Raw genomic sequence first — 17,356 nt, 5'->3', positions numbered from 1 at the left:
AGGCCGTCTGAAAAGTTTTCAGACGGCCTTTGCTTTAGTGCTTGTCTGAATCGTGTTTACCGTCTTCAATCATGCCGGCTTCAGCGGCGTGTTTGGCGGCCATCTCATGCTCGTGTGCAGTTTCTTTAAAGAATTTGCGCACAACCACATAGAACAAAGGCACAAGGAACACAGACAGAATCGTACCGATCAACATACCCCAGAACACGGTCGTACCAATCGCACGTTGGCTGGCGGAGCTGGCACCGCTGGCAACATAGAGTGGTACCACACCCAAGATGAAGGCGAACGAAGTCATGATAATCGGACGGAAACGCAGGTGCGCGGCGGCAAGCGCAGCTTCAAGCGCGCTCTTGCCTTGCGCTTGCAGGTCTTTAGCAAACTCGATAATCAAAATCGCGTTTTTCGCACTCAAGCCCATCACCGTAACGAAACCGACTTGGAAGTAGATATCGTTGGCGTATGCCGGAATACTGCCCAGCAGTGCCTCAACCATGTTGCGGCCGGTCACGCCCAATGCCGCGCCAATCAAGCCCAACGGAATCACAAGGATAACCGCCAACGGGATAGACCAGCTTTCGTACAAAGCAGCCAATACCAAGAATACAGCAGCAGCGGCCAATGCGTACAACACGACAGTTTGCGAGCCGCCTTTAGCCTCCTCACGAGACTGACCACCCCATTCCAGACTGTAACCGCCGCCCATGTCATCAACCATTTGCTGTACCGCAGCCATGGCTTGACCGGAAGATACACCATTAACAGGTGAGCCGGAAAGCTCCATTGCCGGATAACCATTGAAGCGGACGCTTTGTTCCATACCGTTTTCCCAAGAAACAGTAGCAATGGTAGAAAGCGGTACGGCAACGCCGGATTTATTCGGTACAGTCAGGTTCAGAATATCGGCAGGCTGCATACGGGCACTCGCATCAGCTTGTACCATCACGCGTTGCAGACGGCCTTGATTCGGGAAGTCGTTTACATAAGAGGAACCCAAAGAAGAAGCCAAAGCAGTACGGATATCAGAGAACGAAATACCTTGTGCGGCTGCTGCGGCACGGTTGATGTCGATTTTCAACTGCGGCGCATCTTCCAAACCGCTCGCACGAACGGTACTTGGGTTAAACAAACCGCTTTTGCGCATTTTGTCAATCAACTCATTGCGCTTGGCCAATAATGCGGCATGGCCGCTGTTGTTACGGTCTTGCAGGTAAATCGTCAAGCCGGAGCCTGTACCCAATTCCATAATGGCAGGAGGCACAATCGCCAAACCGAAACCGTCTTTCAGCGTAGCCATCATCATACCGGTCAACTTACCGGAAATAGAAGTCGCATCGCTGCCCGGAGCAGTACGTTCGCTCCAGTCTTTCAGAATGACAAAGCCCAAAGCCATGTTTTGGCCGGAACCGCTAAAACTAAAGCCGGAAACGGTAATAATGTTCTCGATCTCAGGTACAGATTTCGCCAGTTGAGTGATTTGAGCCAAAGTTGCATCGGTACGCTCTTTGGTTGCGCCGGCAGGCAGCTGCACGCTCAACATCAAGTTACCTTGGTCTTCAGACGGCAAGAAGGAAGTTGGCAAACGCATAAACAGGAATACGCCCACAACAGTCAAACCAATATAGACAACCATCATGCGCAAAGTCTTGCGCAAGACTTTGGCAACCCAGCCTTCGTAGCCGTGTGTCCAGTTGTCGAATTTCTTGTTAAACCAACCGAAGAAACCTTTTTTCTCTTCGTGATGCCCCTTCTGAATCGGTTTGAGCATGGTGGCACACAATGCCGGAGTCAGCGTCAAAGCAAGGAATGCGGAGAAGCCGATCGATGCCGCCATGGTCAAGGCAAACTGTTTGTAAATATTACCGGTTGCACCGCTAAACATTGCCAGCGGCACAAATACGGACATCAACACGGCAGTAATACCGATAACCGCACCGGAAATCTGACCCATCGCTTTTTTGGTTGCAGCCTTAGGCGACAGACCTTCGCTCGCCATAATACGCTCAACGTTTTCAACGACCACAATCGCATCATCGACCACAATACCAATTACCAATACCATCGCAAACATGGTCAATACGTTAATCGACATGCCCATGTATGAGATAAAGGCAAAACCGCCCAACAGGGAAATCGGCACAACAATAGTCGGAATCAGCGTATAGCGGATGTTTTGCAGGAAGAGATACATCACCAAGAATACCAATACGATGGCTTCCAAAAGCGTATGGATCACTTTCTCAATCGAAATTTCCACAAATTTGGAAGTATCGTAGGGAACTTTCCAGCTCATGCCGTCTGGAAAATACTTCTGCAAAACCGCCATTTTTTCTTTTACGGCAGTCGCCGTTGCCAAAGCGTTACCGCTGTTAGACAGCATCACTGCCATACCGGTAGTGTTGACGCCGTTCAAACGGGTGGAAGAAGAATAATCCTGCATACCCAAGCTGACTTTGGCAACGTCTTTCAGATAGACATTAGAACCATCGATATTGGATACCAAAATGATGTTGCCAAACTCTTCAGCAGTGCTCAGCTGACCTTGCGCCGTCACAGTTGCTGAAATAGTCTGACCTGCAGCCGCCGGCAAAGAACCGATAGAGCCCGCTGAAATTTGAATATTTTGTGTCGCAAGCGCATTGGTTACCGTTGCAAAAGACAGGTTGTAGTTTTGCAGTTTTTTCGGGTCAACCCAAATACGCATGGCGCGTTGCGCACCAAACAATTGTACCTGCCCTACCCCGTCGATACGCTGCAGTTCAGGAATGATATTGCGCTGGGCGTAATCGTTCATTTCCTCAATGGATTGCTTTTCAGAAGAAAGCATGACCACTTGCAAGAAGTTGGAACGCGCTTTAGATACGGTTACACCATATTGCTGTACGGTAGAGGGCAATGTGGACAACACTTCCGACAATTTGTTCTGCACGTCTACCTGCGCCAAATCTTCATTGGTTTCCGGTGTAAACGTCAGACTGACGCTGCCGCTGCCGCTGGAATTGGCAGAAGTCGTCATATAGTCCAAACCTTCCACACCGTACATATTACGTTCGATAACGGCCAGTACGCTGTCTTCCATTACCTGAGCAGAAGCGCCCGGATAAGTAGCGCGCAAAGTAATGGTCGGTGCAGCAACGGACGGATATTGGGAAATCGGCAGTTTTTGAATGCCGAAAATACCCGCTGCGATGATAAAAATCGCAATAACCCATGCAAAAATGGGGCGGTCAATAAAAAACTTAGACATTCATGCGTTCCTTATTTGGCTTCAGATGCAGCTTTAGCTTCAGGCTTGGCCTCGGATGCAGCTTGGCCGTCTGAAACTGCCGTTGTTGCTGCCGCAGCGCTTGCAGGCGGCGTCCATTCTTTCGGCGTTACCTGTTTAGCACCCGACATAGCGGCAATGCTGATGCCTTCAACAATCACTTTGTCGCCGTCTTTCAGGCCGTCTGTAATCACCCAATTGCTACCTTGCTGTTGGGCAACGGTCACGACACGCGCTTCCATTTCGCTCTTGTCATTCACCACCATCACCGTATCTTGCGAACCGCGGGTAACTGCTTGCTGCGGCACTACAAATGCATTATCCACTGCCACTTGTTCCATCAACACGCGTACATACAAGCCCGGCATCAAGATATTTCTGTCGTTAGGAATGGCGGCGCGCAAGGTAATTTGACCGGTCGTTTCGTTGACAGTCGGATCTGCAAACAGCAGACGGCCTTTTTCAGGGTAAACCGTACCGTCGTCAAATTTGATATCCACTGCAATCGCGCCGTTTGCCGCCAACAATTTGCCTTCGGCAACCTGTTGACGCAGTTTCATGACCTCACTCGCAGACTGGGTAACATTGACATACATCGGATTGGTTTGTTGGATGGTGGCCAAAACAGTGGTATCGCCGGAATTCAGCAGCGTACCTTCAGAAACTTTAGATTGACCGATAAAGCCGGAAATCGGCGCAGTAATGCGGGAGCGGTTCAGGCTGATACCGGCAGATTTGATGGCTGCTTGAGCGGATTTGACGCCTGCCTCTGCCGAACGCTTGGCCGTTACGGCCGCATCATATTCTTGTTGGCTGATGGCATCGGCGGCAACCAGCGGTTTGTAGCGGGCTAAGTCGGCATTCGCTTTAGCCAAAGTAGCTTGCGCACTCGCCAACTGGGCGTGTGCGCTTTCTAAGTTTGCTTCATAAGATGAGCTGTCGATTTGGTACAAAGGCTGACCAGCTTGCACATAGCTGCCCTCTTGGAACAGTCGTTTTTGCAGAATACCGCCGACTTGGGCACGAACTTCCGCAGTACGCAAAGATTCCAGACGGCCTGGCAATTCAGTCGTCAATGCAACGACTTCCGGATGTACAGTGACCACACGGACTTCAGGCGCAGGTTGTTTTTGCTGTTGCTGACTGCCTTGCGCCTGTTGGCCGGCTGCTTTTTCATCGCCTTTGCCGCAAGCGGAAAGCGCCAACGCAGTAGCTGCTGCAATTGCCGCGACACGCATCATTTTAGAAGCATAAAGAGCCATAATTTTCCTATCTCTATGATAAATAAGGGTTTGACTAATTAAAAATTGATTACTTTAATCTCATATTTCACAAACAGAAATTGCCTGCTTTTATGAAAAACAGGCTGATTATATAGTGTTGAGAAACACTATCAAGTATTGAATTGAATTATACATACATTCTTGCATGTTCAGAAGTAATTTTTTATAATCCGAACCATAAATTTACATTTCCCACAAAACAACTATGAGAAGAACCAAAACCGAAGCCTTAAAAACCAAAGAATATCTCATGCTTGCCGCATTGGATACGTTTTATCAGAAAGGCATTGCCCGCACCTCGCTTAACGAAATCGCCCAAGCCGCAGGCGTAACGCGCGGCGCGCTGTATTGGCATTTCAAAAACAAAGAAGATTTGTTTGACGCCTTGTTCCAACGGATTTGCGACGACATCGAAAGCTGCATAAAAGAAGACTCGAACAACAATAACGAACAGGCTTGGTCAAGCTTCCGACTGACCCTGACCCGTTTTTTCGAGCGCCTGCAACACAACGAGCTTCACTATAAATTCCACAGCATTTTGTTTTTAAAATGCGAACACACCGAGCAAAACGAGGCGGTCATTGCCATCGCTAAAAAACACCAATCATTATGGCCTGAAAAAATCGTTGCCGTCCTGACTGATGCAGTACAACAAAAAGCGTTGGCGGATAATTTGGATATCGATATGGCAGTCATCTTCATCAAGTCTTCATTAGACGGCTTGATTTGGCGCTGGCTTTCTTCAGGTCAAGGCTTCGATTTGGCGCAAACCGCCCCCCGCATGATTGAAATCATCATTGATACATTGGAAAACCATCCGCAATTAAGAAAACAATCATAAACATCAAAAATAAAAGGCCGTCTGAAACATTAAAAGTTTCAGACGGCCTTTTGGTTCAAACCTAATTAACGTGTTACCGGTTTGTAACAGATACGTTTCGGTTTTGCGCCCTCTTCACCCAAACGGCGTTTCTTATCGGCTTCGTATTCCTGATAGTTGCCGTCAAAGAACACCCATTTAGAGTCGCCTTCACAAGCCAAAATATGCGTAGCGATGCGGTCGAGGAACCAGCGGTCGTGCGAAATCACCATCACGCTGCCGGCAAATTCCAGCAACGCGTCTTCCAACGCGCGCAGGGTTTCCACGTCGAGGTCGTTGGACGGTTCGTCCAGCAGTAAGACATTACCGCCGCTCAACAAGGTTTTTGCCAAGTGCAGACGGCCGCGTTCGCCGCCAGACAATTGACCTGCAATTTTGCTTTGGTCGCTGCCTTTGAAGTTGAAGCGTCCCAAATATTGGCGGGCTGGAATTTCAAACTGACCAACCTACAAAATGTCGCGGCCTTCGGCAATGTTGTCGAACACGGTTTTGTCGTTTTGCAAACCTTCGCGGCTTTGGTCGATCAAGCTCATTTTCACGGTTTGACCGATTTTCACTTCGCCGGAATCAGGCTGCTCTTTGCCTGAAATCATTTTAAACAGCGTAGATTTACCCGCGCCGTTCGGGCCGATGATGCCGACAATCGCGCCCGCAGGCACTTTGAAGCTCAAATCGTCAATCAGCACTTTGTCGCCGAACGATTTGGAAACGTTTACAAATTCAATTACTTCATTACCCAAACGTTCAGCAACAGGGATAAAGATTTCCTGAGTTTCGTTGCGTTTTTGGTATTCGTAGTTGCTCATTTCTTCAAAACGAGCCAAACGCGCTTTGGACTTGGCTTGGCGGCCTTTGGCATTTTGGCGCACCCATTCCAATTCCTGCTTCATCGCTTTCACGCGCGCAGCTTCGGATTTCGCCTCGTTTTCCAAACGTTTTTCTTTCTGCTCCAGCCAAGACGAGTAATTGCCTTTCCACGGAATACCGTGTCCGCGGTCGAGTTCCAAAATCCATTCGGCGGCGTTGTCGAGGAAGTAGCGGTCGTGCGTTACCGCAACCACGGTACCTGGGAAGCGTACCAAGAATTGCTCCAGCCATTCGACAGATTCCGCATCCAAGTGGTTGGTCGGCTCGTCAAGCAAAAGCATATCGGGCTTGCTCAATAAGAGTTTGCACAAAGCCACACGGCGTTTTTCACCGCCGGACAAATTACCGATTTTGGCATCCCAATCAGGCAGACGCAGCGCGTCGGCAGCGATGTCCAATTCGTGTTCCGCACCGCCGCCCGTGGACGAACCAGCCGCAATAATCGCTTCCAAGCGACCTTGTTCTTCCGCCAATGCGTCAAAATCCGCATCAGGATTGGCATACTCGGCATACACTTCTTCCAAGCGTTTTTGTGCAGCAGCTACTTCGCCCAAACCGCTTTCCACTTCCTCGCGCACGGTTTTCTCAGGATCAAGCTCAGGCTCTTGCGGCAGGTAGCCGATTTTAATGCCGCCCATCGGCACGGCTTCGCCCTCAAATTCTTTATCCACGCCCGCCATAATCCGCAGTACAGTAGATTTACCCGCACCGTTCAAACCGAGCAAACCGATTTTTGCACCGGGGAAAAATGAAAGGGAAATGTCTTTAATAATGGTTTTTTGCGGCGGCACAACCTTGCTCACGCGCAGCATAGAATAGACGTATTGTTGGGACATAGTTTTCTCGTTTCCGTCAAACAAATTTCAGACGGCCCATTTTAACCTATTGCCCAAATACTTGCTTGTTCAAATGCCGTCTGAAAATAGAAATAAGCATCAAAATATACACCGCGCCGAACCGATACCCTTATTGCCCGACGGTATCAATGCCAAACCGCAAAAAATTTGATTTAAGCCAGTTTATCCTTGAACTGGCATTGCCAATATCCGACGCGCTTCATAAAATGCACCTATATCCTTGAAAGTACGCACACAAACAATAACGACAGAGAACGCCACACCAAGGAACCTTTCAGATTTCTCAATAAAAATACTTTTTAAAAAAAGGATTTACCTCATGTCGGAAAATACGCAAAAAACAGCAAAACAAGGTTTGCCGTCACTGGCAAAAAGTACGATTTGGATGCTGAGCTTCGGCTATCTCGGCGTTCAGACGGCCTTTACCCTGCAAAGCTCACAAATGAGCCGAATTTTTCAAACTTTAGGCGCCGACCCGCACAATTTGGGCTGGTTTTTCATTCTGCCCCCATTGGCCGGTATGTTGGTTCAGCCAATTGTGGGCTACTACTCAGACCGCACTTGGATGCCGCGCCTGGGCGGCCGCCGTCTGCCCTATCTGCTTTACGGTACGCTGATTGCGGTCATCGTCATGATTCTGATGCCGAACTCGGGCAGCTTCGGTTTTGGCTACGCTTCCTTGGCAGCTTTGTCGTTTGGTGCGCTGATGATTGCGCTGTTGGACGTATCCTCCAATATGGCAATGCAGCCGTTTAAAATGATGGTCGGCGACATGGTCAACGAGGAGCAGAAAAGCTACGCCTACGGGATTCAAAGTTTCTTAGCGAATACGGGCGCGGTTGTGGCGGCGATTCTGCCGTTTGTGTTTGCGTATATCGGTTTGGCGAACACGGCCGAAAAAGGCGTCGTGCCGCAGACCGTGGTCGTAGCATTCTATGTGGGCGCAGCGTTGCTGATTATTACCAGTGCGTTCACCATCTTCAAAGTCAAAGAATACGATCCGGAAACCTACGCTCGCTATCACGGCATCGATGTCGCCGCGAATCAGGAAAAAGCCAACTGGTTCGAACTTTTGAAAACCGCGCCTAAAGCGTTTTGGACGGTGACTTTGGTGCAATTCTTCTGCTGGTTCGCCTTCCAATATATGTGGACTTACTCGGCAGGCGCGATTGCAGAAAACGTTTGGCAGACAACCGATGCCTCTTCCGTAGGCTACCAAGAAGCAGGCAACTGGTACGGCGTTTTGGCAGCAGTACAATCCATTGCTGCCGTTATCTGCTCGTTTATTCTGGCAAAAGTACCGAATAAATACCATAAAGCCGGTTATTTCGGTTGCTTGGCTTTGGGTGCGCTCGGTTTCTTCTCCGTTTTCTTCATCAGCAATCAATACGCGCTGGTGTTGTCTTATACCTTAATCGGTATTGCGTGGGCCGGTATCATTACCTATCCTTTGACGATTGTAACCAATGCCCTCTCCGGCAAACACATGGGTACTTATTTGGGTCTGTTTAACGGTTCTATCTGTATGCCTCAGATCGTCGCCTCTCTGCTGAGCTTTATCCTCTTTCCTATGCTGGGCAGCCATCAGGCAACCATGTTCTTGGTTGCAGGCGCAGTCTTGCTGCTTGGAGCCTTCTCAGTATGTCTGATTAAAGAGACCCACGGCGAATAATCCATCAATACCATCGGCAAAGGCCGTCTGAAACCTTTGCCGAACTTACAATTTTAATAACAGGAGCTTCATAAATGTATACAAGAATCATGGAAATCAGCCCTTGGACACTGCGTTCGGCAAAACTGGAAAAAGAACACAAACGGCTGCAAGAGAGCCTGACCAGCTTGGGCAACGGCTATATGGGCATGCGCGGCAGCTTTGAGGAAACCTACTCCGCCGACAGCCACTTGGGCACCTACATCGCCGGCGTGTGGTTCCCTGACAAAACCCGCGTCGGCTGGTGGAAAAACGGCTATCCTAAATATTTCGGCAAAGCCATCAACGCGCTCAATTTCAGCAAAGTCAAAATCTTTGTCGATGGACAAGAGGTGGACTTAGCGAAAAACGACGTTGCCGACTTCTCCGTCGAACTCGATATGCAGCACGGCGTGTTGCGCCGCTCGTTCACCGTATTCGGCGTGCGTTTCGATGTGTGCAAATTCCTGTCCGTCGCGCAAAAAGAGCTGGCGGTCATCCGCTGGGAAGCCGTATCCGTTGACGGCAAAACCCACCAAGTCCGCATCGATTCCATCATCGATGCCGACGTGAAAAACGAAGACTCCAACTACGAAGAAAAATTCTGGCAGGTATTAGACAAAGGCGTTTCAGACGACCGCTCCTACATTGCCACCCAAACCGTCGCCAATCCCTTCGGCGTAGAACAATTCATCGTCAACGCCGAGCAAACCTTCGCCGGCAGCTTCAAAGCCCTCGGCGGCAGCCAAACCGACTGGCAGGTCTCCAATTCTTTTGAAACCGAAGTCGGCGGTACGCCCGAAACCTTTGAAAAACGCGTGATTGTTACTACCAGCCGCGATTATCAAGGCTTGGAAGCCGTGAAAGCCGCAGGCCGCGCCTTGTCGGAAAAAATCGCAGGCGTTGCGTTTGAAACCTTGCTGGAGGCGCACAAAGCAGGCTGGCTGCACCGTTGGGAAATCGCCGACGTGGTCATCGAAGGCAACGACGAAGCGCAGCAGGGCATCCGCTTCAATCTGTTCCAACTGTTCTCCACCTACTACGGCGAAGACGCGCGACTGAACATCGGCCCCAAAGGCTTTACCGGCGAAAAATACGGCGGCGCAACCTATTGGGATACCGAAGCCTACGCCGTGCCGCTCTACCTCGCACTGGCTGAACCCGAAGTTACCCGCAACCTGCTGCAATACCGCCGCAACCAACTGCCGCAGGCGCAGCACAACGCGCGCGAACAGGGCTTGGCGGGCGCACTCTATCCGATGGTAACGTTTACGGGCATCGAGTGCCACAACGAATGGGAAATCACCTTCGAGGAAATCCACCGCAACGGCGCGATTCCTTACGCCATCTACAACTACACCAACTACACCGGCGACGAAAGCTATCTTGCCAAAGAAGGCTTGGAAGTCTTGGTCGAAGTGTCCCGCTTCTGGGCGGACCGCGTCCACTTCTCCAAACGCAACGGCAAATACATGATTCACGGCGTAACCGGCCCGAACGAATACGAAAACAACATCAACAACAACTGGTACACCAACACCCTCGCCGGATGGGTATTGGATTACACCCGTGAAGCCCTGGCGAAATACCCGCGCCCGGATTTGAACGTGAACGCCGCCGAGTTGGAAAAATGGGCGGACATCAGCGCGAATATGTACCGTCCGCATGACGAAGAACTCGGCGTATTCGTGCAGCACGACGGCTTCCTCGACAAAGACATCCGCCCAGTGTCCGCGCTTTCGCCCGATGATTTGCCGCTCAACCAGAAATGGTCGTGGGACAAAATCCTGCGTTCGCCCTTCATCAAACAGGCAGACGTCTTGCAAGGCATCTATTTCTTCGGCGACCGTTTCAACATGGACGAAAAACGCCGTAACTTCGACTTCTACGAACCGATGACCGTGCATGAAAGCTCGTTGTCACCTTGTATCCACTCCATCCTTGCCGCCGAACTGGGCAAAGAAGAAAAAGCCGTGGAAATGTACCAGCGCACCGCCCGCCTGGACTTGGACAACTACAACAACGACACCGAAGACGGCCTGCACATTACTTCCATGACCGGCTCGTGGCTCGCCATCGTCCAAGGTTTCGCCCAAATGAAAACCTGGGGCGGCAAACTCAGCTTTGTACCGTTCCTGCCGAGCGCTTGGACAGGCTATGCCTTCCACATCAACTACCGCGGCCGTCTGATTAAAGTCGCCGTCGGCAAAGAAAACGTCGTCTTCACCCTGCTCAAAGGCGAACCGCTCGATTTGCAGGTGTACGACAAAGACATCACGCTCAACGGCAGCCACTCCGTCGCGTTGGAAAAATAAGGAGGGCGCAAAATGACTTTTACCGCAGTGCTCTTTGACCTCGACGGCGTCATCACCGACACCGCCGAGTACCACTACCGCGCATGGAAAAAGCTCGCCGAAGAACTGGGCATCAGCATCGACCGCAAGTTTAACGAGCAGCTCAAAGGCGTATCGCGCGACGATTCGCTCAAACGCATCCTCGCGCACGGCGATAAAACCGTCAGCGAAGCCGAGTTCGCCGAACTGACCCGCCGTAAAAACAACAACTACGTCGAGATGATTCAGGCAGTCAAACCCGAAGACGTGTATCCCGGCATTTTACCCCTGCTGGAAGCATTGAGGGCAAACGGCAAAAAAATCGCCCTCGCGTCCGCCAGTAAAAACGGCCCGTTCCTGCTCGAACGCATGGGGCTGACCCACTTCTTCGACGCCATTGCCGACCCTGCCGCCGTCGCGCATTCCAAACCTGCCCCCGACATCTTCCTCGCCGCAGCCGAGGGTGTGGACGCAGACATCCGCCAATGCATCGGCATTGAAGACGCCGCCGCAGGTGTCGCCGCCATCAAAGCCGCCGGCGCCTTGCCTATCGGCGTGGGCAAAGCCGAAGACTTAGGCAGCGACATCGCGCTGGTGTCCGATACCGCCGAGCTGACCTACGCCTACTTGCAAAACGTGTGGGAACAGTCGGGCAGATAAAATTCTAAGGAAGTAAAAAGGCCGTCTGAAAAATATTTCAGACGGCCTAAGATCTTTCTAAAATCCCCTAAACTTCTACCAAGATACTTAGAGAATTTTGCAAAGCTCTTGTCGGTATTTCTAAAATGCAAGTACCCACAGCGAACGGGCTAACAAAAACACAGATAACCCCAGTGTAATACTATTAAAGCGAGTTGCTCTCATATTGCAGCAAATTAATAGTATACAAATCAAACAACCGATTTGTATAAACGGTATCAACAGTACACCACCAGCCAACATAAACGAGGATATGATCGCCAGGGGCAACAATACCCACCAGGCAGGGATGTCATACCATCGAGCTTTCTTACTTAGCGATTGAAACCGAATTTAATCTAGGATAACTTCTAATCTTTTCACATAAAAGCGCAAAAATTACTACTCTACAACTCTACCACTAAAAAAATTCATGTAGAGATTATATTTAAATCTAGCTCATCTTTGGATTTATTTGAATAAGCAATAATATTTATGTCATGTTTAAAATCCAATTCTTTGGTTATTAATGCAATTAAAAGCCAATTTATATTTAGAGGTGCCCTCCCTAGATAACTCTCTACAGATTGTTTTATATTTTTATTAGTACCAACCGACAGCAAACAAGGTAATAACCCATGTCCTTCTAACGTTGAAAAACTATAGCGATCAAGCCAATATTGTATGGAGCAATTTTCTATATAACTATAATGATAAAATTTTTCTAAGCTTGAAGATATCTCCGCTTTATTGGCAGAATTAATACTTATACTTCTTCCAATATAATTTTTAACAGGAAATTTATTTTTCTTACTCCAACTTTCATTCGAAAAAATAAACCATGTGATATTCTCAGTAAAATTTTCCTCAGAATTAGAATGGCCATTAATCGCAGGTGAAAAAAACACATGCAAACCATCATTCATATTTTCTATCCAATCATCAAGAATATTTTCATTATTCTCTTGGATCAATAAAAAATCATTTCTAATAATATTCTGAAATAAATTAGCTGTCTTTTTAAAAGAATCGAAACATTCGATTCTATATTGATAATTATCACTATCAATATAGAATCGAATGTTTGTCAATAAGGTCCCTTTTAATAATTCATCCAATGCCTCTAAACATTCCCATATTGCTTGCTCAAAAGCCTCTTTCGGTAAGTGAAATGCTTCATTATGAAACGTTTTTCCAGTACCATCCAGCATACCATCAATTAAAATTTCTTGAGGTAAATAAACTGCTTTCTCCAACAATGCAATTTTTTTATTTGCCCATTGTTTCCATCTATCTTCAATGTGTCTTTTCTCTTCTGCCCATGCTTTTGTTTGATATTGTTTATGCACTCTTATAGAAAGAATGAAAATACCAACAATTAATATCGGTAAACATAAGTAAAAGATTTTCTGTATCAACGTAGAACTTTTTGTGACCCATAACAATATACCTACCACAACATATAACATTATGAGAGTAAGCAAACAATACCACTTATATATAGGTCTGAAAACCTCTTCTGCTTCAGGAATATCGGGAATATTCCATTTCATGATATATCCTTTCTCTATCTATCAATACTGTCTGAAGATGATTTTGGACAGATCAGCACTACACGAGGCATCAACCTTCGTGTATTTTTCTAAATGGCAATCCATTTTTTGTCCTCAGTTCATATCCAAGTTCGTCTTTTGCAGACCAATGAATATACTTGTAACGGATTTTCCGTACCTGTTCCGGTGAGTAATACTTACTCAGTTCAAAATTGTAACTTTGTCCCCAGGCACCTTTGGATACCTTCTGTATCTTGTAAGGCAATTCGTTAAGCAGTTCAATGATTTCCGGAAAATTAGATCTCTCTCTATTCTTTGTTATATCCCGATCAAATGCAATGCTCTTGTCGCTGCAGTGTGTTTCTACGACTAAACGCATAATCTTGAATGCAACGCGTGCATAATCGTTGGGTATTATATGTTTCCGTGTTGCAGTCATCGTCTCTGGAGTTTCGATTGCCCCCATATCAGTTTGGTAGGTTCTACTTTTTAACCAATTAATATCATTTTCTTTAAAGAATCCTTGATTTTGAAACCAATTTTTCATACCTGGAACATTTTCTCTTACAGGAAAAGATTTCTGCACTGCAGAAGCATAGCTTCCGCCCACATCGGCATGTGCGCCACTAATGGCAACCTCCATTCCAAAACCATGACGTATGGCACTGTTTATGTTCGTCAACGAGAAATATAAACGATACTCGTCTGCAGCTGTCAAATGAAAAACTTTGCTTGCGTAACCGCGTTCAAAATTGAGATGTAAGTCCTTTACGTCATCATCAAATGCTCTTGTGAGCTCTGGATCAACGGAACCTACTGCTGAGTATGACGATACAGTATCGAATAAACCAACAAAATTAACAATTATTCTTTCCCTTGTCAGATTCCAACCGATAAATGATCTGGGTTGTGTCTTTACTGTATGTACAAAATGCCTAGCAGCTGCGGCACCTCTGCTAAAGCCAAATACATTCAGCACCAAAATAGTTGGAATCCTATCACCTAAATCATCACTGACCATAGTCTGAATTTTCTCAAAGGATTGTCGTACGCGGCTTGTTATACCGGTTGGACCACTGCCGTAAGCAAATCCCATCGTCGAATCTGTATTATATTTTTTTTCTTCTAACGGTTTACCCTTCATTTTCAAATATCTGTTGCGGCGTTCTAACGCATTGATATCATCTGCCCCTGTACCTATCCCTTCTATATACGCCCAGCCTACATTAGTTACCTGTTTTCTTGCCTGGTACAGATACGACACATTGGAATGGTCATTGAAATAGCTTTCATATGAACTAGCTGTTTCTTTACCCTTATACATTTGAGGATTTTTCTTCCTATGCTCAATGTTGTATAGATTATTTTTTGTACCGTCAAAAAATACGTTTATCGTAAAAGTATCAACATAAACCTTCTTTTTAGACCCAGTTTCACCATTGGTTGTGGCTTTATTACCTTTTAACTTGTTATTGCTTTGAGGATCCTTTCCACTGATGGCTATTTTTTCCATACTCATAATAGTTCCTTAGTAATAAGCGGTCTTACTGATTTTGTAACGTTGATGAATCTTAGCATCAGGTAATACAAATTGTTGTCCATCTTTTTGAAGATATGCTTCGGTTAATTCAAAATGATCATCAAATTTCAATTTCAACGTGGCAAACTGATTTATTGAAGGTGTACTAATATTCTGCACGCGAGTCCTTCCAGGAAACGCCTGTTGAAATGTTCTATACAGCCTATTCAGCCGAATATCGTCGTATATGATTTTATAATCATTCTGTTCTTGTTCTTCAGTCTTAAATGGATGCAATCTGATGCCCCACCGATTACCCGTTTCTTTGTCTATTAACCATATCCTGATGTACGTCGGAATTGCCTTCATTGCCTTCTTCTCTTCTTCTATCCTCTCCTTACCGATGGCCGTCCAGCGCTCCGTATTAGCGAATTCCATATAATATTCGCCGTTCCATTCTCCTCCATCCACTTCAACTTCCAAATTCCATGGATATTTTGTTTGCATTTGTTTATACCATTCTGCACTGACCTTTTTGGATCCAGCTATATAAGTGTGATAGAAATCGGGGTGTTCTTTACGTACTCTATCTAAGTATTCAGCCCTTCTTTTAGGGTCATGATAAGACTCAACATCGTAATACCACATTTCATTAAAGTGGTGTTTAGCAGCCTCTTCCAAAGAAGGTACAATTTCTCTTGCTTGCCAGGACATTAATTCCTTATGAATAAAAGTGCTGGTCAAATTCAACGTAACCCAACCACCAGGAGCAACAGCTAATTCAAAATTATTGGGAGATTCATATCGCGGAGTTTCAGTATCCTCTACTGCATTATTAAATACCCTATAACTTTTTGCCATCATAGGACGTATCTTGTCTGTAGGAAGAGCTTCGTCCAGCTGATAAAATTTATTTTCAAACCGGGATAAATAGGTAAAAGTTAACCTTTCGGGAAGTAAATCAAACTCTGCCGTTCTTCCTAAGTATCCTCCTCGACCCCAGATAGAGCCTGTACCAAAGAAGTTTCGCAAGACCGTTCCGTTCTGCAAATAAAAATCAGAACTGTACTTATTAGATACGTCTACCGCATATGCTCCCAACGTCAAATATGAAGAATTTTCCGGTGTGGCGTTAACCAATATAGCCTCCGCCATCTTAACACCCCAAACCATGCCTTTTCCCTGTTCGGAATTGCCGTTGCCTTCAATCATTCTGTTTAATCCTATGTTTGCCAATACAATACTCAGATAGCCCGCTGCTACCATGCCTAACAGTAAATTTGTTTTCCTGTGTTTCATTCAGACGGCCTTTTTACTATCTTATTGATTCCAATAAAGATACGAATTAATGATATCAACCCAGTATCCGTAAATTACCCAGCCATTGAGCAGAATGAAAACAACTGCATAATATTTCCAATGACGGTTTTGATACATTCTAATGATACAGTAGGCATTAACAACCAGAAAAAAAATATATCTGCCGATCTCCTCCCACAACACCTGAAACGCTAATACCCAATATCCCATATCCAATATTCCTATATCATTTAAATTTCTCTAGATTCTTCATCGTCAGATTCAAAAACCATCCCCTCCAGTTTACTTCCTGAATATACCCTGAATGCCTCCCCTTTTTCATTGGTTACGCCTCGATAAATTTCACCGTTTGCCATAGTAATTTTATAAGCAAAATTAGGGATAGGCATACCCGTACGTTCATCTTTTAATACAAACATTTCGTCATTGCCTGGATTAGGGATAGCCAGAGGATAGTCCTCAGAATGATTGGCTGTTACATGGAATGGGGCTCTGAATCGCAACATTTTTGGACCGCCAATTTCAACCTCCCCATTTTTAATTCGAATGTAAGCCCCCTGGCTAACTAACAAAATTCCTTTATCTGATGCAATCGTAATTTCACCTTCTGTACTGGTTAAGGCCGAATTTTTTCGAGCATTAATCTGCAATTCACCATTTTGTGCCTGAATAGCCACTTTACCTTTATTCGCTTGTATTTTCATTCCACTATTTTGGGCAAACAGATTAAGACTATCTGCGGCATGAACAGTAAAATTTTTTCCTGAAGTTATGCCTGTATCTTGTCCACTAACCAAATTAATAAACTCTTTTGCTGTATGAATTTGGCTTTTCAAAGTTGCACTAGCAATACCATTTGGAGCAGATTGGATAATCCTTGCTTGTTTTAATTCTTTAAGGCTATTTTCCAGTTGCTCCCTCTGTATCTTAATTTCTGCCAATTCATTTTGTGCACTTTGCGCAGCTTCATCCAGGCTTTGAGCTAATCCTAACATTTCCTCTAGAACACTTATAGCCTCATGCATATTTAATACTTTATCAGATGGACTCTTACCGTCTGCACTGATTAATATACCATTGCCCGCCCGTACTGCACCCCAACCGTCGGTTC

Annotated in this window: 10 protein-coding genes and 1 pseudogene; 4 read left to right on the top strand and 7 right to left on the bottom strand. The window is 46.3% G+C overall.

Annotation, left to right across the window (positions count from 1 at the left end):
* Nucleotides 1-34: 34 nt before the first annotated feature.
* Both HMPREF3022_RS06820 and HMPREF3022_RS06815 read right to left on the bottom strand, forming a co-directional pair.
* Nucleotides 35-3,247 carry an efflux RND transporter permease subunit gene (locus HMPREF3022_RS06820; protein ID WP_070765355.1) on the bottom strand — a complete coding sequence of 1,071 codons (3,213 nt, stop codon included), beginning with the start codon at nt 3,245-3,247 and terminating at the stop codon, nt 35-37.
* 11 nt (nt 3,248-3,258) lie between these two features.
* Nucleotides 3,259-4,527: an efflux RND transporter periplasmic adaptor subunit gene (locus HMPREF3022_RS06815; protein WP_070765354.1), complete on the bottom strand. Its 1,269-nt coding sequence runs from the start codon at nt 4,525-4,527 to the stop codon at nt 3,259-3,261.
* 226 nt (nt 4,528-4,753) lie between these two features.
* Here HMPREF3022_RS06815 and HMPREF3022_RS06810 point away from each other — a divergent pair, with 226 nt between their 5' ends.
* Entirely contained in the window at nt 4,754-5,389 is a 636-nt protein-coding gene (locus tag HMPREF3022_RS06810; protein ID WP_070765353.1) for a multidrug efflux system transcriptional repressor MtrR, read from the top strand.
* 65 nt (nt 5,390-5,454) lie between these two features.
* On the opposite strand, the pseudogene ettA reads toward HMPREF3022_RS06810, so the two are convergent.
* Nucleotides 5,455-7,131 (bottom strand): annotated as a pseudogene (gene ettA / locus HMPREF3022_RS06805) (energy-dependent translational throttle protein EttA).
* Nucleotides 7,132-7,471: 340 nt separating this feature from the next.
* Between ettA and HMPREF3022_RS06800 the strand changes: the two are divergent.
* The 3 genes from HMPREF3022_RS06800 (at nt 7,472) to pgmB (ending at nt 11,835) form a co-directional block, all read left to right on the top strand.
* The gene (locus HMPREF3022_RS06800; protein ID WP_070588154.1) at nt 7,472-8,824 is read left to right on the top strand and encodes an SLC45 family MFS transporter; all 1,353 of its coding nucleotides are present in this window, start codon (nt 7,472-7,474) and stop codon (nt 8,822-8,824) included.
* 74 nt (nt 8,825-8,898) lie between these two features.
* The gene (locus tag HMPREF3022_RS06795) at nt 8,899-11,157 is read left to right on the top strand and encodes a glycoside hydrolase family 65 protein (RefSeq protein ID WP_070765352.1); all 2,259 of its coding nucleotides are present in this window, start codon (nt 8,899-8,901) and stop codon (nt 11,155-11,157) included.
* A gap of 12 nt (nt 11,158-11,169) precedes the next feature.
* Complete coding sequence (gene pgmB / locus HMPREF3022_RS06790) at nt 11,170-11,835, top strand: beta-phosphoglucomutase (protein WP_070765351.1); 666 nt, start codon at nt 11,170-11,172, stop codon at nt 11,833-11,835.
* A 449-nt stretch (nt 11,836-12,284) separates the two neighbouring features.
* Here the strand turns inward: pgmB and HMPREF3022_RS06785 are convergent, their stop codons facing one another.
* From HMPREF3022_RS06785 to HMPREF3022_RS06765, 4 genes are all read right to left on the bottom strand, one after another.
* Complete coding sequence (locus tag HMPREF3022_RS06785; RefSeq protein ID WP_049332108.1) at nt 12,285-13,406, bottom strand: hypothetical protein; 1,122 nt, start codon at nt 13,404-13,406, stop codon at nt 12,285-12,287.
* Nucleotides 13,407-13,476: 70 nt separating this feature from the next.
* On the bottom strand, nt 13,477-14,925 hold the full coding sequence (locus HMPREF3022_RS06780; protein ID WP_049332109.1) for a phospholipase effector Tle1 domain-containing protein: 1,449 nt from the start codon (nt 14,923-14,925) through the stop codon (nt 13,477-13,479).
* Nucleotides 14,926-14,934: 9 nt separating this feature from the next.
* Nucleotides 14,935-16,224, bottom strand: a complete 1,290-nt coding sequence (locus HMPREF3022_RS06775) for a DUF2931 family protein (RefSeq protein ID WP_049332110.1) — start codon at nt 16,222-16,224, stop codon at nt 14,935-14,937.
* A gap of 251 nt (nt 16,225-16,475) precedes the next feature.
* The coding region (locus HMPREF3022_RS06765) for a DUF2345 domain-containing protein (protein ID WP_070765350.1) at nt 16,476-17,356 on the bottom strand (881 nt) is incomplete at its 5' end.

It is taken from the genome of Neisseria sp. HMSC065C04 (assembly GCF_001815375.1).
In the GTDB taxonomy this organism is placed as follows: domain Bacteria; phylum Pseudomonadota; class Gammaproteobacteria; order Burkholderiales; family Neisseriaceae; genus Neisseria; species Neisseria flavescens_D.
Note: the sequence above shows the minus strand (reverse complement) of the source record. Positions and strands in the feature narration are given on the sequence as shown.